Origin of the sequence: Mycobacterium sp. NBC_00419 (genome assembly GCF_036023875.1) — a bacterium.
Lineage (GTDB): Bacteria > Actinomycetota > Actinomycetes > Mycobacteriales > Mycobacteriaceae > Mycobacterium.
Genome location: NZ_CP107931.1, coordinates 2,944,942 through 2,964,841 on the forward strand (window position 1 = coordinate 2,944,942; position 19,900 = coordinate 2,964,841).

Below are 19,900 nucleotides of genomic sequence, written 5' to 3' on the forward strand. Positions count from 1 at the left end.
GCCGTGTGCCAAGATCGCTGCGTGAGCAACGCCACCGCGGTCCGGGTCGACGTGGACGACGCCGGTGTCGCCGTGGTCACCCTGGACGGGCCGCAGCGGCTCAACGCGTTCTCCGGTGAGACCGCCAACGCTCTCAGTGCGGCCTACCGTCGCTGTGACAGCGACGACGCCGTGCGCGCGGTCGTCCTCACCGGGGCGGGGCGCGCCTTCTGTTCCGGCGCCGACATGGCCGCCGGCGCAGCGGCATTCGACGCTCCCGGTGACGGGTTCAGCGCCTCGCCGGTGCAGCCGCCGGCCTGGCGGATCCGCAAGCTGGTGATCGCCGCCATCAACGGCCCGGCCATCGGCATCGGCCTGACGCTGGCGCTGCAGTGCGATGTGCGGCTGGTGGCCCACGACGCCAAGCTCGCCATCCCGCAGGTGCGCCGCGGCATGATCGGCGACTGCGGGGTGCACTACACGCTGCCGCACGCGGTGGGGCTCGCGGTCGCCGCCGACATCCTGCTGACCGGTCGCACGTTCTCCGGCCGCGAGGCCGCCGACCTCGGGATCGCCAGCCGCGCCCTGCCCGCCGAGGAGGTCCTGCCGGCGGCGCTGGAGATGGCACGCGACGTCGCGGTCAACGCCAACCCCGCGTCGGTGGCCTACAGCAAGCGGTTGTTGTGGGGTGCGGCGAACATCGACGCGGTGGCGGCGGAGGAGACTACGGTGCATCTGAAGTTGATGGGCGGCCCGGATGCCGCCGAGGGGCCGGCCGCCTGGCGGGAGCACAGGGCACCGCGATGGCGTTCGACGGCCGGCGAGACAGGAGACCCCGCATGACCGCGCCCAGCGCCAAGACCACCTCCGACGTGCTCGACGGCGTCGACCTGACCGGACGGGTCGTCGTCATCACCGGTGCATCCTCCGGGCTGGGTCTGCAGACCGCCCAGGCCATGCAGGCCGCCGGGGCCGAGGTCGTCGCCGCCGTGCGCGATCTGGAGAAGACCCGCGCGGTGCTGGAGTGTGAAGTGGTGCCACTGGATCTCACCGACCTGCGCACCGCCCAGGGCGCCGCCGAGGCCATCGCCCACCGGCACGGCCGCATCGACGTGCTCATCAACAACGCCGGAATCATGGCCCCGCCGCTGTCCCGGACCGCGCAGGGCTACGAAATGCAGCTCGGCACAAACCATCTCGGCCATTTTGTCTTCACCACCGGGCTGGTCGACAGCTTCGGCGACGGCACTCGCATCGTCAACCTCAGCAGCCGGGGCCACCTCTACGGCGGCATCCGCTGGGAGGACCCGAACTACGACGACGAGTCCACCTACGACAAGTGGCAGGCCTACGGCCAGAGCAAGACCGCCAACGTGTTGTTCACCGTGGAGGCCGAGCGGCGCTGGGGACCGCGCGGCGTGCACTCGTTCGCCGTGCACCCGGGGGTGGTGATCACCGAACTGGCCCGCCACATGACCCGCGACGACTACAGCGGCAGGCTGGCCAATCTCGAGGTCACCGACGCCGAGCACGGCGCCGCGACCACCGTGTGGGCGGCGACATCGCCGGAACTCGACGGTCTCGGCGGCCTCTACCTCGAGGACTGCAGCATCGCCGAGCCGTTCGCCCCCGGCGGGCAGGAGCGGAGCGATGCGGGGATGGACGACGGCGTGGTGGGCGGTTACGCGGCCTTCGCCGTGGACCCGGAGCAAGCCGCCCGGCTGTGGGAGTGGTCGGCGCGGCAGGCCGAACTTCATCTGGGTGACTAGCCTTGCGGGGTGCCCATCGATGTCCGCTCCGCGCGCCGATCCGATATCCCGGCACTGGCGCGGGTGCTGGGACGGGCATTCCACGACGACCCGGTGATCACCTGGCTGCAGCCTGACCCCGAACGGCGCACCGCTGCGCTTCCGGGCCTGTTCGGCGCGTTGGCCCGCCATCACTTCCTGCCGGGCCGCGGTGTCGAGGTGGCCTCCACCGACGACGGACTCGGCGGCGTCGCACTGTGGGATCCGCCCGGCCGCTGGCAGCAGTCCTCGCGCGAGAACATCGCGATGCTGCCTGCCGTGCTGCGCGCCGTCCGGGGCCGGCTGGCCGTCAGCCGGGTGCTCACCGACCTGATGAAGGAAAACCATCCCGAGGAGCCGCACTGGTACCTGGCCGTCCTCGGCAGTGACCCCAAGGTGCGCGGCGACGGGTTCGGACGGGCCCTGATGCAGTCCCGGCTGGATCGGTGCGACGCCGAGTACGCCCCGGCCTACCTGGAGTCGAGCAGCCCGGAGAACGTGCCGTACTACGAGCGGTTCGGCTTCGTGGTAACCGGGGAGATCGTGATCCCCGACGGCGGGCCGACGCTGTGGCCGATGTGGCGTCGCGCGCGCTGACGGTGATCAGGACACGGTGGTGTCGGCCAGCGTCACCCGGAACTGCATGACCCGATAGGGCCAGCCGCGCGCGGTGTTCCACTGCGAGACCATCAGACCCACCCCGCCGGGCACGCCCAGGCGGCTGCCGGGCAGCACGTAGCCGCCGTACAACTGGGCCACCCGGCACGCCGCGTGGTCCTCGTCGTCCCAGGAGCAGCCGGTCACCGGATGCTGCAGCGGGGCAGCGGCCAGGTCGGCGGTCGGGGCGGTCAGCACCCGGTAGCCCAGCGCGTAGTCCGAGGAGACGAAGCCACCCAGGATCCAGCGGCCCGTGCCGAGACGGCGCAACGACAGCTCGCCCCAGGTCTCCCCGGGCGGGGTGATCGCCGCCGGCGTCGCACCCCATCCGCGGGTGTGCGGATCCCAGGCCAGGTAACGATCACCGTGAGCCAGATGCTGCGGGCGCACGCGCTGCAGGATGACCCCCTTGTCGCGCTGGAACCCGGTGGACACGACGTACACCCAGCCGTCATCGGGGTCGAAATCCCAGGACCAGCACTGGTTGTGGCCGGAGTGCAGCCGGGCGGGGAACTTCGCGCCGAGGTGTCGCCAGGTGAGTCCGCTGTCGGCTGAATGCCAGATCTCGGTCCACACCACATTGCCGAAGCCGCGGTTGACGATGGCGTGCAGGAACAGATCGTCGCCGACGCGCAACAGGTCCGAGGGGATCACCGTGCTGATGCCGCGGCGCAGCAGGCCGCCGCTGGGTGAGTGCCGGTAGCGCCACAGTTGGCGGGCATATCGCGGGTCGGCCCCGCCCGCCCGGTGATAGACGACGTCGTGGGTGGCGTCGCCGGTCCCGATCAGGATCACCGGTGAGCGCCATTCGCCAACCCCGACGCGGTTGCCGGAGAAGGTGTCCCCGAAGACCGACACCAGGCTGCCGTCGGGCGCCCGGACGGACGCGCCGAGGTCGGTGCACGTCATTCCCCAGGCATCGGTCAGGCCGGGCCCGGTCACGTCTTTGACCTTGCCCACGAACCCACCGGCCGGACCGCTCACCGCCGCCATCGGGCTAGTTCATCACGGCGGTTTCCGGCCCACTAATTTGCACTACGCAAACACTTTTCTACCGTTTGCTGGCTACTTGAAAAAAATTTGAATTCATTTGTCGAAGTAGCCCACTTCGGGGTTCCCGATGGTGATAATTCGGGCAGTAGTCATGGCGGGTCCCCCGGAGGGGAGGGGATCGGCCATGACTGTCTGTCCGGGGTCGATTCCAGTCGGTCGCTGTGGCTACGGCTGCGCCTGAAGCACCACCATCGCCCTGCCCTGCACCCACACCGGCCCGCCGGCCTTGATAACCGACGATTCGTCTGTTTCCGCAGTTCCAGCGGCCGTATCGATCGTGATATCCCAGGCCTTGCCGAACTCCGCGGGCGGCAGGGTGAACTCGATCGGCTCGTGATGGGCGTTGAAACACAGCATGAAGGAGTCGTCGACCACCCGCTGCCCGCGGGTGTCCAAGTCGGGGATTCCCTGCCCGTTGAGGTACACCGCGACGGACTTGCCGAAGCCGGAATCCCAGTCTTCGTCACTCATTTCCGAGCCGTCCGGACGGAACCAGGAAATGTCCGGAAGGCCTTCGCTGCCGCGGCGGCGCACGGGCCGGCCATTGAAGAATCGGCGGCGGCGAAACACCGGGTGTTCGCCGCGCAGAGCCGATACCTGCGCGGTGAACTCCAGAAGCCCGGCGTCGGCGTTGGCCCAGTCGATCCAGGTGATCTCGTTGTCCTGGCAGTACCCGTTGTTATTACCCCCCTGGGTACGACCCAGCTCGTCGCCGTGCGACAGCATCGGCACCCCCTGGGACAGCACCGTGGTGGCGATCAGATTGCGTTGCTGACGTGCCCGCAGCGCATTGATCTCCGGATCGTCGGTGGGCCCTTCGGCTCCGCAGTTCCACGACTTGTTGTTGCTCTCGCCGTCGTTGTTGTCCTCGCCGTTGGCGTCGTTGTGCTTCTCGTTGTAGGACACCAGGTCGAGCAGGGTGAAACCGTCGTGTGCGGTGACGAAGTTGATCGAGGCCACCGGCCGCCGCGCCGTGTGTTCGTAGAGGTCGGCCGAACCGGTCAACCGGGAGGCGAACTCGCCGAGGCTGGCGTCCTCGCCGCGCCAGAAGTCGCGCACGGTATCGCGGTACTTGCCGTTCCACTCGGTCCACTGCGGCGGGAAGTTCCCCACCTGGTAGCCGCCGGGTCCGATGTCCCACGGCTCGGCGATCAGCTTCACCTGGCTGACCGTCGGATCCTGTTGCACGAGTTCGAAGAATGCGGCCAGCCGGTCGACCTCGAAGAACTCCCGGGCCAGCGTGGCCGCCAGATCGAACCGGAAACCGTCGACGTGCATCTCGGTGACCCAGTAGCGCAGCGAGTCCATGATGAGTTGCAGCGTGTGCGGGTGGCCGACGTTGAGACTGTTCCCGGTGCCGGTGTGGTCCATGTAGTACTGCTTGTCATCGTCGACCAGGCGGTAGTAGGCGGCGTTGTCGATCCCGCGGAAGCTCAGCGTGGGCCCCATGTGGTTGCCCTCGGCGGTGTGGTTGTAGACGACGTCGAGGATCACCTCGATGCCCGCCTCGTGCAGTGCCCGCACCATGGCCTTGAACTCCTGTACCTGGCCGCCGGGTGTGCCGCTGGCCGAGTACTTGCTGTCCGGGGCGAAGAAGCCGATCGTGTTGTAACCCCAGTAGTTGGACAGTCCCTTGTCGATCAAGGTCGAGTCGTTGGCGAAGTGGTGCACCGGCATCAACTCGATTGCCGTGGCGCCCAACGACTTCAGATGATCGATGATCACCGGGTGGGCGATCGCGGAGTAAGTGCCGCGGGCCGCCTCGGGGATGTCGGGGTGGGTCTGGGTCAGACCCTTGACGTGGGCCTCGTAGATGACGCTGTCGGCGTACTCGCGCTGCGGCGGGCGGTCCACCCCCCAGTCGAAGTACGGGTTGATGACGACCGACTTGGGCATGTTGGCCGCCGAGTCGTCGTCGTTGCGGCTGCCGGGCTCGCCGAAGTTGTACCCGAACAGCGACTGGTCCCAGTCGAAATGGCCGTCGATCGCCTTCGCGTACGGGTCGAGCAGAAGTTTGTTGGGATTGCAGCGATGGCCGTTGTCCGGGTCGTGGGGCCCGTGCACCCGATATCCGTAGCGCTGCCCCGACTCGATACCGGGCAGGAAGCAGTGCCAGACGAATCCGTCGACCTCCGGAAGCACGACCCGGGTCTCGGCGCCGTCGTCGTCGAACAAGCAGAGTTCGACGCGCTCGGCGACCTCGGAGAACACCGCGAAGTTGGTGCCCGACCCGTCGTAGGTGGCCCCCAGCGGATAGGCCTTACCCGGCCACACCTCAGAAGCAATGTTGGTCACGTCGGTACTCCCTAGGATCGGCGGTCGGACTGTGGCGGGTACCCCGGATGGGACATGCTCAAATCCCCGCCGGCTGTGACGGTCGTGACAAGCAGCGTGGTCAGGGTGTCGCCTCGTGGCCGGATCGCCCCCTGGTTCGGCGGCGCTCCTTCATCTCGGCCTCGAAGACGTGGCGTTGCCCGCCCATGAGCTGGGTGCGGATGTCCCGTTCGTGTTCGCGCAGCCGGCTCCAGTAGTTGTCGTCGAATTCCTCGACCACCTGGAAGGTCCACCGGCCGTAGAGCACGTTGCGCCCGACCATGTCGGTCCCGAGCGTGTCGGCGACGTCGCGGTGCCCGGCGTCGCGCAGCTTGTCGCAGGTCTCACCCAGCAGCAGGTCGGCGTGCCCGATCAGCTGGTGGAACGAGTACAGATGCCCGCGGGCCCGCTCGACGTATTCCAGTGCCTCCGAGAGTGATCCGACGGCGTCGACGGTGTCGTCGTCGGTGCCGTCGGGCCGTCGGTCCAGTCGATTCTCGGCTTCGGTCATGGTCGGTCTTCCCTTCGTCGGGCGTATCTGAGGTAGACGTAGTCGTCGATCGTGATGGCGTGCTGCAGCCTCAAGCGGAATGGGGCGGCCAGCGCGGGGGCGCCGGAGCGGGAGGTGACCGCGCTGGCGGCCAGGGTGGGGGAGACCGTCAGGCACATCTCGTCGACGAGGTCGCCGGCCACCAGCTCGTCGAGAAGTGTCGGGCCGCCCTCGCAGAGGATGCGGTTCAAGCCGCGGGTGCGCAGAGTAGCGATCGCGGCCGGCAGGTCGACGGCGGTGTCGCCGGCGACGATGACGTCGGTCAGCTCGGTCAGCTCCGGTCGGGCGGTCAGTAACGCTGCGGTGGTGATCAGGATGGGCCGCTGGCCGGATTCAGCGAACAACGAGGCGGGCAGTCGGCCGGTATGGGTGACGACCGCGATCGCCGGGGCGGAGGTGACACCCCAGCGCCGTGCGCGCTCGGCGCTCTGAGCAGCCGACAGCCGCACCGGACCGTACCCCTCAGCCCGGACGGTGCCCGCACCCACAAGCACGACGTCCGCGTAGCCGCGCAGCGTGAGCAGTAGGTTCTGGTCGGTGGCATCCGACAGTGGGCCCGCCACACCGCCGAAGAAGGCGGCCCCGTCCAGCGAGGTGATCATGTTGACGCGCACACCGTCCGGCGGGTCGCGGTAGTACCCAGAGACATCGACCGGCCCTGTGCTGGCATGCAACTGGTGGATCGGCCCGATCATGGGCAGCCTCTACCCGAACCCGATCACCGCAAAACTTCGTGCGCCGCACCGTGCGGAAACAGCGCCGAGATCGGGCTGCGCTCGAGGTGGGCCAGCAGGTCCGCGGCGTCGTCGAAAACTGCTGCCGCGCCTGCCTCTTCGAGCTCGCCGCGGGAGATCCCGCCCGAGAGCACACCGATGCACGGGACCGCGGCCCGTCCGGCCGCCTCGACGTCCCACACGGTGTCGCCGACGAACACCGCCTGATCCGCGGTGACGCCCGCCTTGTCGAGGGCGACGTTGACGATGTCGGGCCGCGGCTTGGCCTCGTCGACGTTCTCCGATGAGGTGATGGCCGAGATCAGATCCTCGCAGTCCAGCGTCGAGAGCAGGAGTTCCAGTTCATTGCGCGGGGCCGACGTCGCGAGAACCACCTGCAGCCCGAGGCCGGCCACCCGGGCCAGGAGTGCGCGCGCGTCGGGCAATGTGGCCAGCATCGGGGAGGAGGCCTCGTAGTAGCGCGTGTGTAAGTCCTTGAGCCGCTGCTGAACAGCGTCATCGGCGCCGTCGGACAGGGTGTCGACGAGGGTGGTGCCGTCCATGCCGATCGAGCGGTGGATGCGCCACGCCTGGACCGCGAGACCCTCCTCGGCAAAGGCCCGCTGCCAGGCATGGATGTGCAGGTAGTTGCTGTCGACCAGAGTGCCGTCGATGTCGAACAGCACGGCCGGACGTGAAGTGGTCATGCCGGGGTGTTCCCGCTTGGGGCAGCATTGAAGCCCGCTGCACCCCTAATCGCCGGTAACGCCCTCGTTCTCGGGTTGGCTGCGCCAGCCTGCCACGCCCACCACGATCATCCTCAGCTGTTTGACCGCGGTGCGTTTGATGTCCTCGAGCGCCGTCGGGTCGGAGGCATCCTCGATGGCCTCGGCGATGATGATCATCGAGTTCACGAACAGGCTGGCCAAGATGTTGAGGTCCTCGGTGCTCCACGTGGTCAAGCCGGGGAAGCGGGCCAGGTCGGTCGCCAGCTCGGAGGTGATCAGCCGGATCTCGGTGCGGATGGCGTAGCGCAGCACGGTCACCCCGCTGGAGCGTTCGCGTCCGATGAAACGCCAGTGCTCACGTTGATCGGTGACGCCGGCGATCAGGATCTCGACGGTGGACTCGATGATGCGGTTGGGGTCGAGCTTGCCGGCCCGTCCGCTGCGCAGCATTTCCCGCAGCGTCCGAAACGACTCGTCAATCAACACCAGGCCGAGGGCGTCCATCGAGTCGAAGTGGCGGTAGAACGCGGCGGGAACGATGCCCGCCTCGCGGGTGACCTCACGCAGGCTCAGGCCGCTGAAGCTACGTTCGTCGAGCAGTTTCAGCGCCGCGTCGATGATCGCGCGGCGGGTGGCCTCTTTGCGTTCTTCGCGGGAGGTGGTTCCCCTCGCCGAACTGCGTGACGACCGTTCATGCCGTGACTTCGGCGTACGACTGTTCACCGGTGTGAACCCTACCACAGACAGGGCGTATCCCTTGACGATTAGGGCTTTCAGCAGCAACGGTGTACACATGTTCACTCAAACTTTGACCAAGAGGGTGCTCCGTTCGCCGCTGGTCGATCTGCTCACCGGGCCGCACGGTGTGGACCGCTACACCGAGCTGTTGGACCGGACCTGGACCACCGACGCACGCGCCAAGGTGGTCGACGTACGCCGGTCCACACCGCGCAGCGTCACCCTTGTTCTCGCGCCCAACCAGGCGGTCAGCCGCCATCGCGCCGGCCAGCACGTCAACCTCTCCGTGGAGATCGACGGCCGCAGGCACACCCGCTGCTACTCCCCGGCCAACGCCGAGGGGGCACCGCTGATCGAGCTGACCATCGGCCGCCACGACGGCGGCCTGGTCTCGGAGTACCTGTTCGCCAATGCCTGCCCCGGCATGGTGGTGGAACTGTCCGATCCGGCCGGCGACTTCGTGCTTCCCGAGCAACGTCCGCGGCGCATCCTGTTCGTCTCCGGCGGCAGCGGCATCACGCCGGTGATGTCGATGCTGCGCACCCTGCACGCCGAGGGTTTCGACGGCGACATCGCCTTTGTGCACTACTCGCGCACCCCCGCCGAGGCGGACTACCGCGAAGAGCTGGCGGAACTGCCGGCCCGGGTGCTGCACGGCTACACCCGTTCACCGGGCGGCGAGCTCACCGGCTACTTCGACGCGGCTCATCTGCAGGCGGCCATGCCGGAGCACGACGCGGTCTTCGTCTGCGGACCCCCGGCGCTCGTCGAGGCAGTCCGAAACATCTGCGACAACGTCAGTTCGGAAAGTTTCGTCCCCACCCCGTTCGTCATCCCCGAAACCCCGTCGGGTGGACGGATCACGTTCCGCGACAGCGGAATCGAGAGCACCGATGACGGACGCCCGCTGCTCGAGCAGGCCGAGGACGCGGGCTTGACCCCGAAGAGCGGCTGCCGGATGGGCATCTGCCATACCTGCACCCGACGCAAGCACCGCGGCGCGGTGCGCAACCTGACCACCGGCGCGGTATCGACCGCCGACGAGGAGGACGTGCAGATCTGCGTGTCCGTGCCCGTCGGTGACGTCGAGCTGGCGCTGTAAACCAGAAAGGGAATCCCATGACCCAGCAACACATCACACTGTCCCCCGAGCAGGCCGATGCCTTCGGCCGCGAACTCGATGAGATCCGCGACCGGGTGATCGCCGACCTCGGCCAGGCCGACGTCGACTACATCCGCCGGGTGATCAAGGCCCAGCGCGGGATGGAGATCGCCGGTCGTGCGCTGCTGTTCGCCGGCATCTTCCCGCCCGCCTGGCTGGCGGGCACCGCGCTGTTGGGGATCTCGAAGATCCTCGACAACATGGAGATCGGCCACAACGTCATGCATGGCCAGTACGAGTGGACCGGCGACCCGACGCTGTGCGGGCGCACCTTCGAATGGGACACCGCATGCCCGGGCGACCAGTGGCGGCACTCGCACAACTTCTCCCACCACACCTATACCAACATCGTCGGCATGGACCGCGACATCGGTTACGGGATCCTGCGGATGAGCCCCGATCAGCCGTGGCGCCCCTACTACCTGGGCAACCCGCTGTATGCGTTCCTGCTGATGGTGCTCTTTCAGTACGGGGTGGCCCTGCACGACATGGAAGCCGACCGCATCCGCGCCGGCGAGATCTCGATCGCCGACAAACGCGAAGTGCTGCAGGAGATCTGGCGTAAGACGCGCCGCCAGGTCGCCAAGGACTACGTGGCCTTCCCGCTGCTGGCCGGCCCGTTCGCGCCGTTCGTGTTCGCCGGCAACATGACTGCGAACCTGATGCGCAACGTGTGGTCCTACGCGATCATCTTCTGCGGCCACTTCCCCGAGGGCACACAGGAGTTTTCCGTCGAGGAGACCCGCGACGAATCGCGTGGGCAGTGGTACTTCCGCCAGGTCCTCGGCTCGGCGAACCTGACCGGCGGCAAGCTCTTCCACATCCTGTCGGGCAATCTGTCCTTCCAGATCGAGCACCACCTGTTCCCCGACCTGCCGGCGCGCCGCTACGCCGAGATCGCCCCGGAGATCCAGGAGATCTGCCGGCGCTACGGAATCCCGTACACCGCAGGGCCGCTGCCCAAGCAGTTCGCGTCGGTGGTGCGCAAGATCGTCAAGCTCGCACTGCCGGAGAGGGTGCGCAAGGCTGTTCCCGAGCTGCTTCAGGCTGCCTGACTATTTCGGCCGGGACAGGTCGTAGACATCGGCATCGCCGACCTGGGTCTTCGGGAATGTCGCGTTGACCCAGTCGGTGATGCCGGTGTGGTTGTCGCCGAATGGCCAGCCGCCGGCCTTGCCCCGCCAGTCCTTTTCGACGACGTAGTAGCGCACCTTGCCGGCCGCCACATCGGACTTGAACTGGTCAGGTGTCGGCACGGGGTCGCGGCCGGTGAACCCGCCGATCGCCATGACCGCTGTGCCGCTGGACAGTTCGAGGCCGGCCGCGGTCGACGAACCGATCGTTGCCGCTGACCACGTGCTGCTGGTGGCCCGTAACAGGGAGGCCAGCTTCGGGTTGTCCGGAACCGAACCGAAAGCCTTTGACATGGCATCGTTTTCGGGTCGCGATGGCCCCACGGTCGGGCTGCCGCCGCGGTGCGCGGTGCCGACGGTGGCCACCGCGTACGCCGCCGGGCCGGCCAGAAGCACAACCGCGCCCACGCCTGCGGCCACCACGGTCATCCGGCGCCGGGTCGGTGCCCACAGGACCAGTGCGGCCGCGGCCAGCACCGCGCCGACCAGGATCGTCCACCGCAGTGTGGGCAGCCAGGTGCCGTTGCGGCCCAACAACAGCCAATTCCAGACACCGGTCGACAGGATCAGCGACGCCAGCCCGAGCCGGCCGAACAGGCTGTGCCGACGGCCCCACATCTCGTGCCCGCCGATCCCGACCAGTGCCGCGACCGCCGGTGCCAGCGACAAGCAGTAGTACGGGTGAACCATCCCCTTCATGAAGCTGAGCACCAGCCCGTTGACCACCAGCCAACCGCCGAACAGCACCGTCGCGGCCCGCACCCGGTCGGTGCGCGGTGCGCGCCCGCGGGAGATCGCCACCAGCACGATGGCCAGCAGGGCGGTCGGGACCAACCAGCCGATCTCGAAGCCGAACTCACCGGACATCAACCGGACCAGCCCCTCGCGCTGCCCGCCGAAGCCACCCAGGTGGGCCGACCGGATCTGGTCACCGGCCGAGGCGCCTAGGGGATGGGGTGACCCGAAGGCCTCGTGGTTGCGGCCCGCCACCCGGGCGAATCCGTTGTAGCCGAGTACCAGGTTCATGAAGTTGTTGTCGGTGGATCCGGCGATGTAGGGCCGCGAGGAGGCCGGCCATACCAGCGTCAAGACGATGAACCAGCCGGCCGAGACGAGGAAACCGGCGGCCGAGCCGAGTAGGTGCAGCACCCGGCGCCGCAGATCGGTCGGGGCCGCGAACAGGTAGGCCAGCCCCACCGCGGGCGCGATCATCAGACCCTCGAGCATCTTGGCCAGGAAGGCGAAGCCCAGTGCCACCCCGGCCCAGGCCAGCCAGCGACCGCTGCCCCGCTCGACGGCGCGCACCGTGCAATACGCTGACGCCGTCATCAGCAGGACCATGGCGGCATCCGGATTGTTGAACCGGAACATCAACGCCGCCACCGGTGTCAGCGCCATGGCGGCCCCCGCCAGCAAGCCTGCCCGGGGTCCGCAGATACGGGCCACCGCCGCGTAGATCAACCACACCGTGGCTACCGCCATGAGTGCCTCGGGAACCAGCATGCTGGCGCTGCTGAACCCGAACACCTGACCGGACAACCCCATCACCCATTGCGACACCGGCGGCTTGTCCACCGTGATGAAGTTCGCCGAATCGAGCGAGCCGAACAGCAGCGCCTTCCAGTTGGTGGAGCCGGCCAGCGCTGCGCCCGCGTAGAACTGATTGGCCATCCCATTGATGGTGATGTGCCACAGGTACAGGACGGCGGTGCCGATCAGCAGCACCACCAGGCCGATGCGTTCGGACCGCGACGGCCCAGTCGCGGGATCGACCGGTGCCGGCGGCGCCTCGCCCGGGTGTGTGGTTGTCACAGCAGACATTCATCCATCTCCGGCCGACCATTGACTGGCAGGTCGGTGTGGGGACGCTGTGAGCGCGCGCTACTTCGTGCCGAACAGCCGATCGCCGGCGTCGCCGAGACCCGGCACGATGTAGCCGTGCTCGTCGAGGGCGCGGTCGACCGCGGCGGTGTAGATCGGTACCTCGGGATGAGCGTCGTGCAGTGCGGCGATGCCCTCCGGACACGTCAGCAGGCAGACGAACTTGATCGAGCGGGGGTGGAACTCCTTGAGCCGGTCCACCGCTGCCACCGCCGAATTCCCGGTGGCCAGCATCGGGTCGACCACTACTACTTCCCGCTCATGGAGGTCGCTGGGCATCTTGAAGTAATACTCCACGGCCACCATCGTTTTCGGGTCGCGGTAGAGCCCGATGTGCCCGATCCGGGCGCCCGGCACCACCGTCAGCATCCCGTCGAGGACGCCGGTGCCTGCCCGCAGGATGGAGACGAAGACCAGTTTCTTACCGTCGATCACGGTGCCGGTGGTGGATTCCAGCGGGGTCTGCACGGTGATCTCGTGGGTCGGGGTGTCGCGGAGCACCTCGTAGGCCATCAGCGTGGACACCTCGTTGGCCAGCCGACGGAACGTGTTGGTCGAGGTCTCCTGCCGCCGCATCAGCGTCAGCTTGTGCTGCACCAGTGGGTGATCGACGAGATGTATGTCGCGCATGATTTCCCCCTAGAACACAGTGCCGTCGCTGGCCACCGTCAGTGGTGGCAGACCGCCGCGTAACCGCTGTGCCAGTGCGCGCCCCGCGGACCAGGTGCCGCCCTCGAGCACGCATGCCAGCGGTAGCCGCTCGGCGTCCACGCCGAGCAATGACCGCACCAGTGGGGCCAGTTCGTCGAGCAGCGCCACCGTCAGCGCCCGCCACTCGACCACCACGCCGTCTGCGGCGCTGAGGGTTCGATCGCGGACACCGTCCTCGCGTAGCCGAACCACGCCGGTGTCGAGGAACAGTCCGCCGTTGCGGTATTCGGGTAGGCCGGTCAGGTCGTCGAGATCGGTGACCGTCACCCCCGACCAGCGCAACGGTTCCAGCAGCGAGTAGGTGAGCCACTGCGAGAGTTTGTGAAACGGCATCCAGCCCGCGGTCAAACCCGCACCGAGCACCGCGTCGTGGCGCCAGCAGTCACCGACGGGCTGATCACCAATAGTGTTGCCGTTCGGCCAGATTCCACCCAGAGACGTCAGGATCAGCGCGAGGATGTCGTGGGCGCGCACGGTGTCGCCCGCCGCCGCCCGCAGCCTGTCGACAAGGCCGCCCGGCCTGCCGTGCGCACCGAAGATGCCGGGTGTGGCGGCCAGCGCGTTGCCCAGGCGGTGCAGGATCGCCACCCGGCCCTCGATTCCGACGAGCGGATTGGCGGCGTCGGCCTGGAACGCCTCGGCCAGGCTTTCCGGGGTCACCGCTGCCAAACCTGCTGCGTCGACCCGCAGCGGATCGTCGGGGTCTGCTGAGAACAGTCCCTGTGTGAAGGCGTGAAAGCTGGCCACGCCCAGCCCTTCTGAGCGGGCCAGGCGTATCCCGGTCACCGGTTCGCGGTAGGTCCACGCGGCTCCCGCGCCGGCGTCGAGCAATACGCTGACCACGGTGAGGTCGGCCATCGCCCGGGCCCGGCCCGTGGCGTCGAGCGGCTCCAGCAGCCGGTCCAGGTCAACCTTGCGCGCCAGCCCACCGGCCTCGAAGTGGCGCCACCGGCTGTGGAACGGGATCTGCAGATCCGGGTAGTTGATGCGGGTGACGTCGGCGACCTCGGCCGCGGCGGCGGGCAGGGCCTCGTCGTCGACGACGAACCAGCGCGACGCGCCTGCCCGCGCCCGCTCGGTGAGCTGGCGGGCGCGTTCACGAACCGCGGCCGTGGTGCGCAGGGCGGCCGCCGCCCCCGCCGGGGTGTCCAGGTCGACGCCGATGGCTGAACTCACCCGTGCAGTCCCCGGCCCTTGGGCTTCTTCAACTCGGCGGCATCAGGCACCGGACCCGGGGTGAAGTAACCGGCGGCCATCTTCGCGTCGATCTCCACCCGGGCGTCGGCGGGGATGAGCTCGTCGGGGATGTCGACCCGTTCGCCGACCTCGATGCCCGACCCGACGATCGCGTCGTACTTCATGTTGCTCATCGACACCAGACGGTGGATCCGGCGGATCCCCAGCCAGTGCAGAACGTCGGGCATCAACTCCTGAAAGCGCATATCCTGCACTCCGGCAACGCATTCGGTGCGGGCGAAGTAGCCTTCGGCGGTGTCGCCGCCCTCCTGGCGCTTGCGGGCGTTGTAGACCAGGAACTTGGTCACCTCGCCGAGCGCGCGGCCCTCCTTGCGGGAGTAGGAGACCAGACCCACCCCGCCGCGCTGCGCGCCGAGGATGCACTCCTCGATGGCATGCGTCAGATACGGCCTGCACGTGCAGATGTCGGAGCCGAAGACATCGGAGCCGTTGCACTCGTCGTGTACCCGGGCGGTCAGCTCCACCGTGGGATCGGCCAGATCGTGCGGGTCGCCGAAGATGTAGAGGGTCTGGCCGCCGATCGGGGGAAGGAATACCTCGAGGTCCGAGCGGGTGACCAACTCCGGATACATGCCGCCGGTCTCCTCGAACAGCATCCGGCGCAGATGTGCTTCGCTGCAACCGAATCGCGCTGCCACACCGGGTAGGTACCAGACCGGCTCGATGGCGGCCTTGGTCACCAGCGCCGCACCGCCGGGCAGCAGCACGCTGCCGTCGGGATGCAGCCGGCCCTTGTCGATGGCGTCGGCGATCTCGGGGAGGATCACGTGCGCCTGAGTCACGGCGATGGTCGGGCGGATGTCGTGGCCGGCGGCCAGCTCGCCGGCGAACGCCTCGGCCACCATCGCACCCCACGGGTCGATGCTCACGATCGCTTCGGGCCTGCTCCACTGCGGGTAGGGGCCGATGCGGTGGGTCGGTGAGGTGTTGGTGAGGTCGGCACGGTGGTCGCGGGACAGCGCCCCGGCCGCCACCGCCAGGGCGCGGTACACGCTGTAGGAGCCGCTGTGGGTACCCACGACATTGCGGTGGCTGCGCGTGGTGGTGGTGCCGATGAGTGGGCCCCGTTCAGCGGCGCTGGCCGCACCCCACCGGATCGGCAGGGCATCGTCGGCGCCGCGATGCGAGGTCAGCCGGATATGACCGGCCGACCCTTTCGGTGCTGCAGGCGATGGCGCTTCGGCGGACATATCGGCTCCTCGGTTCAGGAGTTTCCAGTGCTCAGCCGGTGGACGACTGCCGGAAAGGCGCCAGCTTAATCACATTGGGCGGCGCGCGCCGTTCGGCGCAGACGCGCTAGGGCGCCACCACGATCCGGATCGGGTTGCCCTCGGCGTGCTCGAGGATGCGGATGCCCTCGGCGATGTCCTCGAGCGGGATGATCTGGCTGACCGAGCGGGACAGGTCAAGCCGGCCGCGCGACACCAGGGTGGCCAGCGTCTCGATGTCGGCGTTCTGGTAGCCGAGGTGGCCGAGCACCTGCTTCTGGCTCAGCCCGAACATCGAGGTGGGCCCGACGGTCGGAGACTCGGCGCTCATCCCCACCCCGACCAGTCGGCCACCGACGGTCAATGCGTCCAACGCCTGCTCGAAGGTCACCTTCAACCCGACGGCGTCGAATGCCACGTCGAGCTTGCGGCCTCCGGTGGCAGCGGCCAGCTTGTCCTTCAGGTCCGGGTCGCGGGAGTCGAAGGCGTAGTCGGCGCCGAGTTCCAGTGCCCGCTCCCGCACGACCGGGTTGATGTCGACGGCGATCACGGGCACCGCGCCGACCAGCCTGGACAACTGGACGATGTGGGTGCCGACGCCGCCGACACCCCACACCCCGACCGACTCGCCCACCCTGACCTTGCCGGTGTGCACCACCGCACCGAACGGCGTCGACACCGCATCGGCCAGGATCGCGGCCTGCTCCAGCGGCACGTTGTCCGGAACGCGGGTCAGCCCGGCCGCCTGGGCGACGGTGTACTCGGCCCACGCGCCGTCGTAGGCGAAGGCCATCAACTGAATCCACTGGCAGTTGGCCATGTCACCGCGCCGGCAGTTGGGGCACTGCAGGCAGGGCCGGCCCGCCGCGAGGACCACCCGGTCGCCCTCGGCCCAGCCCGTGACACCCGGGCCGAGCTTGGCGATGGTTCCGGAGGCTTCGTGGCCCTGGGTGACGACCGGGCGCTGGGCCGGGAAGGTGCCGTTGATCAGGCTGAGGTCGGAATGGCAGATGCCGCAGAACGCGACCTTGACGAGGACCTCGCCCGCACCGGGCTCGGGTATCGGAACATCTTCCAGAACAACAGATTTCGTGTCGGCATAGAAACGTTCCGCGCGCATCGTCGCAGCCATGGGCAGTCCTTCCTGGCGTCGAGAGACAAACTACGCCCCCACGGCACCGCCGTGGATAGAGTGGCCGATATGGCGCGCACCTATGCGACGGCCGAAGCCGTGGACCGCGAACAACTGCTGGCGTTCGTCCGCCCCCGCCACCGCATGGTGCTGATCACCTTCCGCGCCGACGGATCGCTGCAGGCGTCACCGGTGACCGGCGGCGCCGACGAGCAGGGCCGTCTGGTGATCGCCAGCTATCCGCGCCGGGCCAAGGCGGCCAACATCCGCCGCGACGGGCGCGCCAGCGTGGTCGTGCTCTCCGACGAGTTCAACGGCCCTTACGTGCAGGTCGACGGGCCCGCCGAGGTGATCGACCTGCCCGAGGCCGTCGAACCGCTGGTCGACTACTTCCGGGCGGTCGCCGGTGAGCACCCCGACTGGGCGGAGTACCGGCAGGCCATGGTCGATCAGGGTAAATGCCTGATCAGGGTGACACCGCAGAGCTGGGGGCCGGTGGCCACCGGCGGCTTCCCGCCGCCGGGCTGATCATGTGGCTTCGACAGCGCGACGGCGTCACCTGCGGACCCAGTGTGGCGGTGATGGCCGGTGCCCTGCTCGACGAGAACTACGCCGCACCACTGCGCGCCGCACACCCGCAACGGTGGTTCGACGCCGAACAGGTCCGCGTCCACCGGGTCGTCAACACGGTGTGGCCCCGCGCGCTCGGCACCACCCCGGCCGGGATGGCCCGCGCCCTGACCGCACACAGCACCGCCCGTGGTGTGCGCTACCGCTGGCGCACCGCCGGACCCCGGGACGTCCTGCCTGCGGTCTGCGATGCGGTGGCGGCCGGCTGGCCGGTCGCCATGCTCATCGGTGCGGCGGTGCCCCGGCACTGGGTGCTGTTCACCGAGATCGACGGCGCCACGATGCGCTGCTACGAGCCGTCCTCCGGGTCTCTGGTCGGGGTGCCGATCGAGGACATCCGGGCGCGTCGGTTGTCCGGTCTGGGGTTTGCCCGGCCGTTCGCGTTTGTCCTGCCCCAGGTTTGAGGACAGGCCCAGCGGGCATGCGGCCTCGATGCGATTCGAGGAGGAACCTTCATGCGCGCAGTGACCTGGCATGGCCGCCGCAACGTCTCGGTGGACACCGTGCCCGATCCCCAGATCAAGGAACCCACCGATGCGATCATCCGCGTCACGAGCACCAACATCTGCGGGTCTGATCTCCACCTCTACGAGGTGCTCGGCGCCTTCATGTCACCCGGTGACATCCTCGGTCACGAGGCGATGGGCGTGGTGGAGGAAGTCGGTGCCCAGGTGGATCAGATCGCCGTCGGCGACCGGGTGGTGATCCCGTTCAACATCTCCTGTGGGCACTGCTTCATGTGCGGCGAGGGACTGCAAAGTCAATGTGAGACAACACAGAACCGCGACCAAGGTACCGGGGCCGCCCTGTTCGGGTACTCGAAGCTCTACGGTGAGGTCGCCGGCGGTCAGGCCGAGTACCTGCGTGTCCCGCAGGCCAACTACACCCACATCAAGGTGCCGGCCGCCGGGCCCGACGACCGCTTCGTCTACCTGTCCGACGTGCTGCCCACCGCCTGGCAGGGCCTGGAGTACGCCGCGGTCCCCGACGGCGGCACCCTGGTGGTGCTCGGCCTCGGCCCGATCGGGTCGATGGCGTGCCGGATTGCCGCGCAGCGCAACCGGTATCGCGTCGTTGGCGTCGACCTGGTGGCCGACCGGCTGGATCGGGCCCGGCTCTATTGCGACGACGTGATCGACGCGCGCAGCGACGAACTCGTCGACCGGGTGCTGGCGCAGACCGACGGCCGCGGCGCCGACGCAGTGCTCGATGCGGTCGGCATGGAAGCTCACGGGTCGCCGGTGGCGGGGTTCGCGCAGACCGCGGCGGGCTATCTGCCGTCGCCGGTCGGCCGGGCGGTGATGCGCACAGCCGGGGTGGACCGGCTGGCCGCGCTGCACACCGCGATCGCGCTGGTGCGCCGCGGCGGGACGATCTCGCTGTCCGGCGTGTACGGCGGTGCAGCCGACCCGATCAACATGATGGTGTTGTTCGACAAGCAGATTCAGCTTCGGATGGGGCAGGCCAACGTCAAGCGCTGGATTCCCGACATCGTGCCGCTGCTCACCGATGACGACCCGCTGGGAGTGGACAACTTCGCCACCCACCGCCTGCCTCTCGAGGAGGCCCCGCAGGCGTACGAGGACTTTCAGAAGAAGGCCGACGGCATGGTGAAAGTGCTTCTCAAACCGTAGCTTTGGGGCCGAGGATCGCCGTCGACACCGCGACGGCGGGTTCGATGATGTTCGACACCGGGTCGCCGTCCTCCACGGTCTGGGCGGTCAGTTCACGTAATCCGCCGACCAGGATGATGGCTGCGGCCCGGGACACCGGCGCGATGCCGGCGTCCCGGAAGCCGCGGTTGGCGCTGAGGTCGACGATCATGGCGACCAGATGGCCGAAACCCCGGCGCAGCATCGGGCGGGCGCCTTCGCCGAGGGCGGGCAGCTCGCGGATCCAGCTCAGGGTGATCGCGGTGCGCGCCTCGATGGTGTCGACGTAGGCCACGACGGCCTGCCGGACCTGGTCGTTCCACGCCGCATCCGGATCCACGGCCTGCCGGATGTGGGCGACGATGTGCTCGGTGTTGTCCATCAACAGTTCGGCGAAGCACTCCTCCTTGCCGGAGAACTGGTCGTAGAACGTGCGCTTGGACGTGCGGGCGTGGCGGACGATGTCGGCGACGGTGCTGTCCCGGTAACCCCGCTCGTCGATCGAGGCGGCCAGGCCATCGAGCAGGCGACGCCGGAATCCGCCCGGCGGCACGGCGTCGAGGGAAGACGGGGCGCTCGCGGGTGCGCTCACCTGATCTCCGCCCTGTCGACCAGC

Annotated in this window: 20 protein-coding genes; 8 read left to right on the forward strand and 12 right to left on the reverse strand. The window is 68.4% G+C overall.

Features of this window, described 5'->3' with window-relative positions:
- Positions 1 to 21: 21 nt before the first annotated feature.
- The 3 genes from OG976_RS14085 to OG976_RS14095 are packed head-to-tail and all read left to right on the forward strand — an operon-like array spanning position 22 to position 2,363.
- Positions 22 to 822 (forward strand): enoyl-CoA hydratase-related protein, encoded by an 801-nt coding sequence (locus OG976_RS14085; RefSeq protein WP_328349808.1) that lies wholly within the window; start codon positions 22 to 24, stop codon positions 820 to 822.
- The gene (locus tag OG976_RS14090) at positions 819 to 1,748 is read left to right on the forward strand and encodes an SDR family NAD(P)-dependent oxidoreductase (protein ID WP_328349810.1); all 930 of its coding nucleotides are present in this window, start codon (positions 819 to 821) and stop codon (positions 1,746 to 1,748) included. Before OG976_RS14085 ends, OG976_RS14090 begins: the two co-directional genes overlap by 4 nt.
- Before the next feature lie 9 nt (positions 1,749 to 1,757).
- Positions 1,758 to 2,363 carry a GNAT family N-acetyltransferase gene (locus OG976_RS14095; protein ID WP_328349812.1) on the forward strand — a complete coding sequence of 202 codons (606 nt, stop codon included), beginning with the start codon at positions 1,758 to 1,760 and terminating at the stop codon, positions 2,361 to 2,363.
- A 6-nt stretch (positions 2,364 to 2,369) separates the two neighbouring features.
- On the opposite strand, the gene OG976_RS14100 is transcribed toward OG976_RS14095, so the two are convergent.
- From OG976_RS14100 to OG976_RS14125, 6 genes are all read right to left on the reverse strand, one after another.
- Complete coding sequence (locus OG976_RS14100) at positions 2,370 to 3,416, reverse strand: DUF4185 domain-containing protein (protein ID WP_328349814.1); 1,047 nt, start codon at positions 3,414 to 3,416, stop codon at positions 2,370 to 2,372.
- A 225-nt stretch (positions 3,417 to 3,641) separates the two neighbouring features.
- On the reverse strand, positions 3,642 to 5,771 hold the full coding sequence (gene glgX, locus OG976_RS14105; RefSeq protein ID WP_328349816.1) for a glycogen debranching protein GlgX: 2,130 nt from the start codon (positions 5,769 to 5,771) through the stop codon (positions 3,642 to 3,644).
- Between the two features lie 100 nt (positions 5,772 to 5,871).
- A complete protein-coding gene (locus OG976_RS14110; RefSeq protein ID WP_328349818.1) occupies positions 5,872 to 6,300 on the reverse strand; it encodes a hypothetical protein in 429 nt (142 codons plus the stop codon).
- Entirely contained in the window at positions 6,297 to 7,034 is a 738-nt protein-coding gene (locus OG976_RS14115) for a pyrimidine reductase family protein (protein ID WP_328349820.1), read from the reverse strand. Before OG976_RS14115 ends, OG976_RS14110 begins: the two co-directional genes overlap by 4 nt.
- 23 nt (positions 7,035 to 7,057) lie before the next feature.
- Positions 7,058 to 7,759 carry an HAD family hydrolase gene (locus tag OG976_RS14120; protein ID WP_328349822.1) on the reverse strand — a complete coding sequence of 234 codons (702 nt, stop codon included), beginning with the start codon at positions 7,757 to 7,759 and terminating at the stop codon, positions 7,058 to 7,060.
- 45 nt (positions 7,760 to 7,804) lie between these two features.
- Positions 7,805 to 8,503 (reverse strand): TetR family transcriptional regulator, encoded by a 699-nt coding sequence (locus OG976_RS14125; RefSeq protein ID WP_328349824.1) that lies wholly within the window; start codon positions 8,501 to 8,503, stop codon positions 7,805 to 7,807.
- Between the two features lie 70 nt (positions 8,504 to 8,573).
- On the opposite strand from OG976_RS14125, the gene OG976_RS14130 reads away from it, so the two are divergent.
- Both OG976_RS14130 and OG976_RS14135 read left to right on the forward strand, forming a co-directional pair.
- The gene (locus OG976_RS14130) at positions 8,574 to 9,620 is read left to right on the forward strand and encodes a ferredoxin reductase (RefSeq protein ID WP_328349826.1); all 1,047 of its coding nucleotides are present in this window, start codon (positions 8,574 to 8,576) and stop codon (positions 9,618 to 9,620) included.
- A gap of 17 nt (positions 9,621 to 9,637) precedes the next feature.
- Entirely contained in the window at positions 9,638 to 10,735 is a 1,098-nt protein-coding gene (locus OG976_RS14135; protein WP_328349828.1) for a fatty acid desaturase family protein, read from the forward strand.
- On the opposite strand, the gene OG976_RS14140 is transcribed toward OG976_RS14135, so the two are convergent.
- The 5 genes from OG976_RS14140 to OG976_RS14160 form a co-directional block, all read right to left on the reverse strand.
- Entirely contained in the window at positions 10,736 to 12,634 is a 1,899-nt protein-coding gene (locus OG976_RS14140; protein WP_328349831.1) for an ArnT family glycosyltransferase, read from the reverse strand.
- Between the two features lie 60 nt (positions 12,635 to 12,694).
- Entirely contained in the window at positions 12,695 to 13,324 is a 630-nt protein-coding gene (gene upp / locus OG976_RS14145; protein ID WP_328349833.1) for a uracil phosphoribosyltransferase, read from the reverse strand.
- Between the two features lie 9 nt (positions 13,325 to 13,333).
- Entirely contained in the window at positions 13,334 to 14,581 is a 1,248-nt protein-coding gene (locus OG976_RS14150) for a URC4/urg3 family protein (RefSeq protein ID WP_328349835.1), read from the reverse strand.
- Positions 14,578 to 15,852: a GTP cyclohydrolase II gene (locus OG976_RS14155; RefSeq protein WP_328349837.1), complete on the reverse strand. Its 1,275-nt coding sequence runs from the start codon at positions 15,850 to 15,852 to the stop codon at positions 14,578 to 14,580. The genes OG976_RS14150 and OG976_RS14155 overlap by 4 nt, the downstream gene beginning before the upstream one ends.
- Before the next feature lie 106 nt (positions 15,853 to 15,958).
- Positions 15,959 to 17,002 carry a zinc-binding dehydrogenase gene (locus OG976_RS14160; RefSeq protein WP_328349838.1) on the reverse strand — a complete coding sequence of 348 codons (1,044 nt, stop codon included), beginning with the start codon at positions 17,000 to 17,002 and terminating at the stop codon, positions 15,959 to 15,961.
- Positions 17,003 to 17,071: 69 nt separating this feature from the next.
- Here OG976_RS14160 and OG976_RS14165 point away from each other — a divergent pair, with 69 nt between their 5' ends.
- Genes OG976_RS14165 through OG976_RS14175 form a run of 3 tightly spaced genes read left to right on the forward strand, consistent with a single transcriptional unit; the run spans position 17,072 to position 19,266 of the window.
- On the forward strand, positions 17,072 to 17,530 hold the full coding sequence (locus OG976_RS14165) for a PPOX class F420-dependent oxidoreductase (RefSeq protein WP_328349840.1): 459 nt from the start codon (positions 17,072 to 17,074) through the stop codon (positions 17,528 to 17,530).
- A gap of 2 nt (positions 17,531 to 17,532) precedes the next feature.
- Positions 17,533 to 18,036: a hypothetical protein gene (locus tag OG976_RS14170; protein ID WP_328363566.1), complete on the forward strand. Its 504-nt coding sequence runs from the start codon at positions 17,533 to 17,535 to the stop codon at positions 18,034 to 18,036.
- 51 nt (positions 18,037 to 18,087) lie between these two features.
- The gene (locus tag OG976_RS14175; RefSeq protein ID WP_328349842.1) at positions 18,088 to 19,266 is read left to right on the forward strand and encodes an alcohol dehydrogenase catalytic domain-containing protein; all 1,179 of its coding nucleotides are present in this window, start codon (positions 18,088 to 18,090) and stop codon (positions 19,264 to 19,266) included.
- Here the strand turns inward: OG976_RS14175 and OG976_RS14180 are convergent.
- Complete coding sequence (locus tag OG976_RS14180) at positions 19,256 to 19,876, reverse strand: TetR/AcrR family transcriptional regulator (protein ID WP_328349844.1); 621 nt, start codon at positions 19,874 to 19,876, stop codon at positions 19,256 to 19,258. The genes OG976_RS14175 and OG976_RS14180 overlap by 11 nt on opposite strands.
- Between the last annotated feature and the right edge of the window lie 24 nt (positions 19,877 to 19,900).

Excerpts from the sequence above, each read along its gene's own strand:
- upp (WP_328349833.1), bottom strand. The coding sequence starts at position 13,324 with ATGCGCGACATACATCTCGTCGATCACCCACTGGTGCAGCACAAGCTG.
- OG976_RS14090 (WP_328349810.1), top strand. The coding sequence starts at position 819 with ATGACCGCGCCCAGCGCCAAGACCACCTCCGACGTGCTCGACGGCGTC.
- OG976_RS14170 (WP_328363566.1), top strand. The coding sequence starts at position 17,533 with ATGTGGCTTCGACAGCGCGACGGCGTCACCTGCGGACCCAGTGTGGCG.
- OG976_RS14120 (WP_328349822.1), bottom strand. The coding sequence starts at position 7,759 with ATGACCACTTCACGTCCGGCCGTGCTGTTCGACATCGACGGCACTCTG.
- OG976_RS14135 (WP_328349828.1), top strand. The coding sequence starts at position 9,638 with ATGACCCAGCAACACATCACACTGTCCCCCGAGCAGGCCGATGCCTTC.
- OG976_RS14115 (WP_328349820.1), bottom strand. The coding sequence starts at position 7,034 with ATGATCGGGCCGATCCACCAGTTGCATGCCAGCACAGGGCCGGTCGAT.
- OG976_RS14140 (WP_328349831.1), bottom strand. The coding sequence starts at position 12,634 with ATGTCTGCTGTGACAACCACACACCCGGGCGAGGCGCCGCCGGCACCG.
- OG976_RS14175 (WP_328349842.1), top strand. The coding sequence starts at position 18,088 with ATGCGCGCAGTGACCTGGCATGGCCGCCGCAACGTCTCGGTGGACACC.
- OG976_RS14160 (WP_328349838.1), bottom strand. The coding sequence starts at position 17,002 with ATGGCTGCGACGATGCGCGCGGAACGTTTCTATGCCGACACGAAATCT.
- OG976_RS14130 (WP_328349826.1), top strand. The coding sequence starts at position 8,574 with ATGTTCACTCAAACTTTGACCAAGAGGGTGCTCCGTTCGCCGCTGGTC.
- OG976_RS14110 (WP_328349818.1), bottom strand. The coding sequence starts at position 6,300 with ATGACCGAAGCCGAGAATCGACTGGACCGACGGCCCGACGGCACCGAC.
- OG976_RS14155 (WP_328349837.1), bottom strand. The coding sequence starts at position 15,852 with ATGTCCGCCGAAGCGCCATCGCCTGCAGCACCGAAAGGGTCGGCCGGT.
- OG976_RS14165 (WP_328349840.1), top strand. The coding sequence starts at position 17,072 with ATGGCGCGCACCTATGCGACGGCCGAAGCCGTGGACCGCGAACAACTG.
- OG976_RS14100 (WP_328349814.1), bottom strand. The coding sequence starts at position 3,416 with ATGGCGGCGGTGAGCGGTCCGGCCGGTGGGTTCGTGGGCAAGGTCAAA.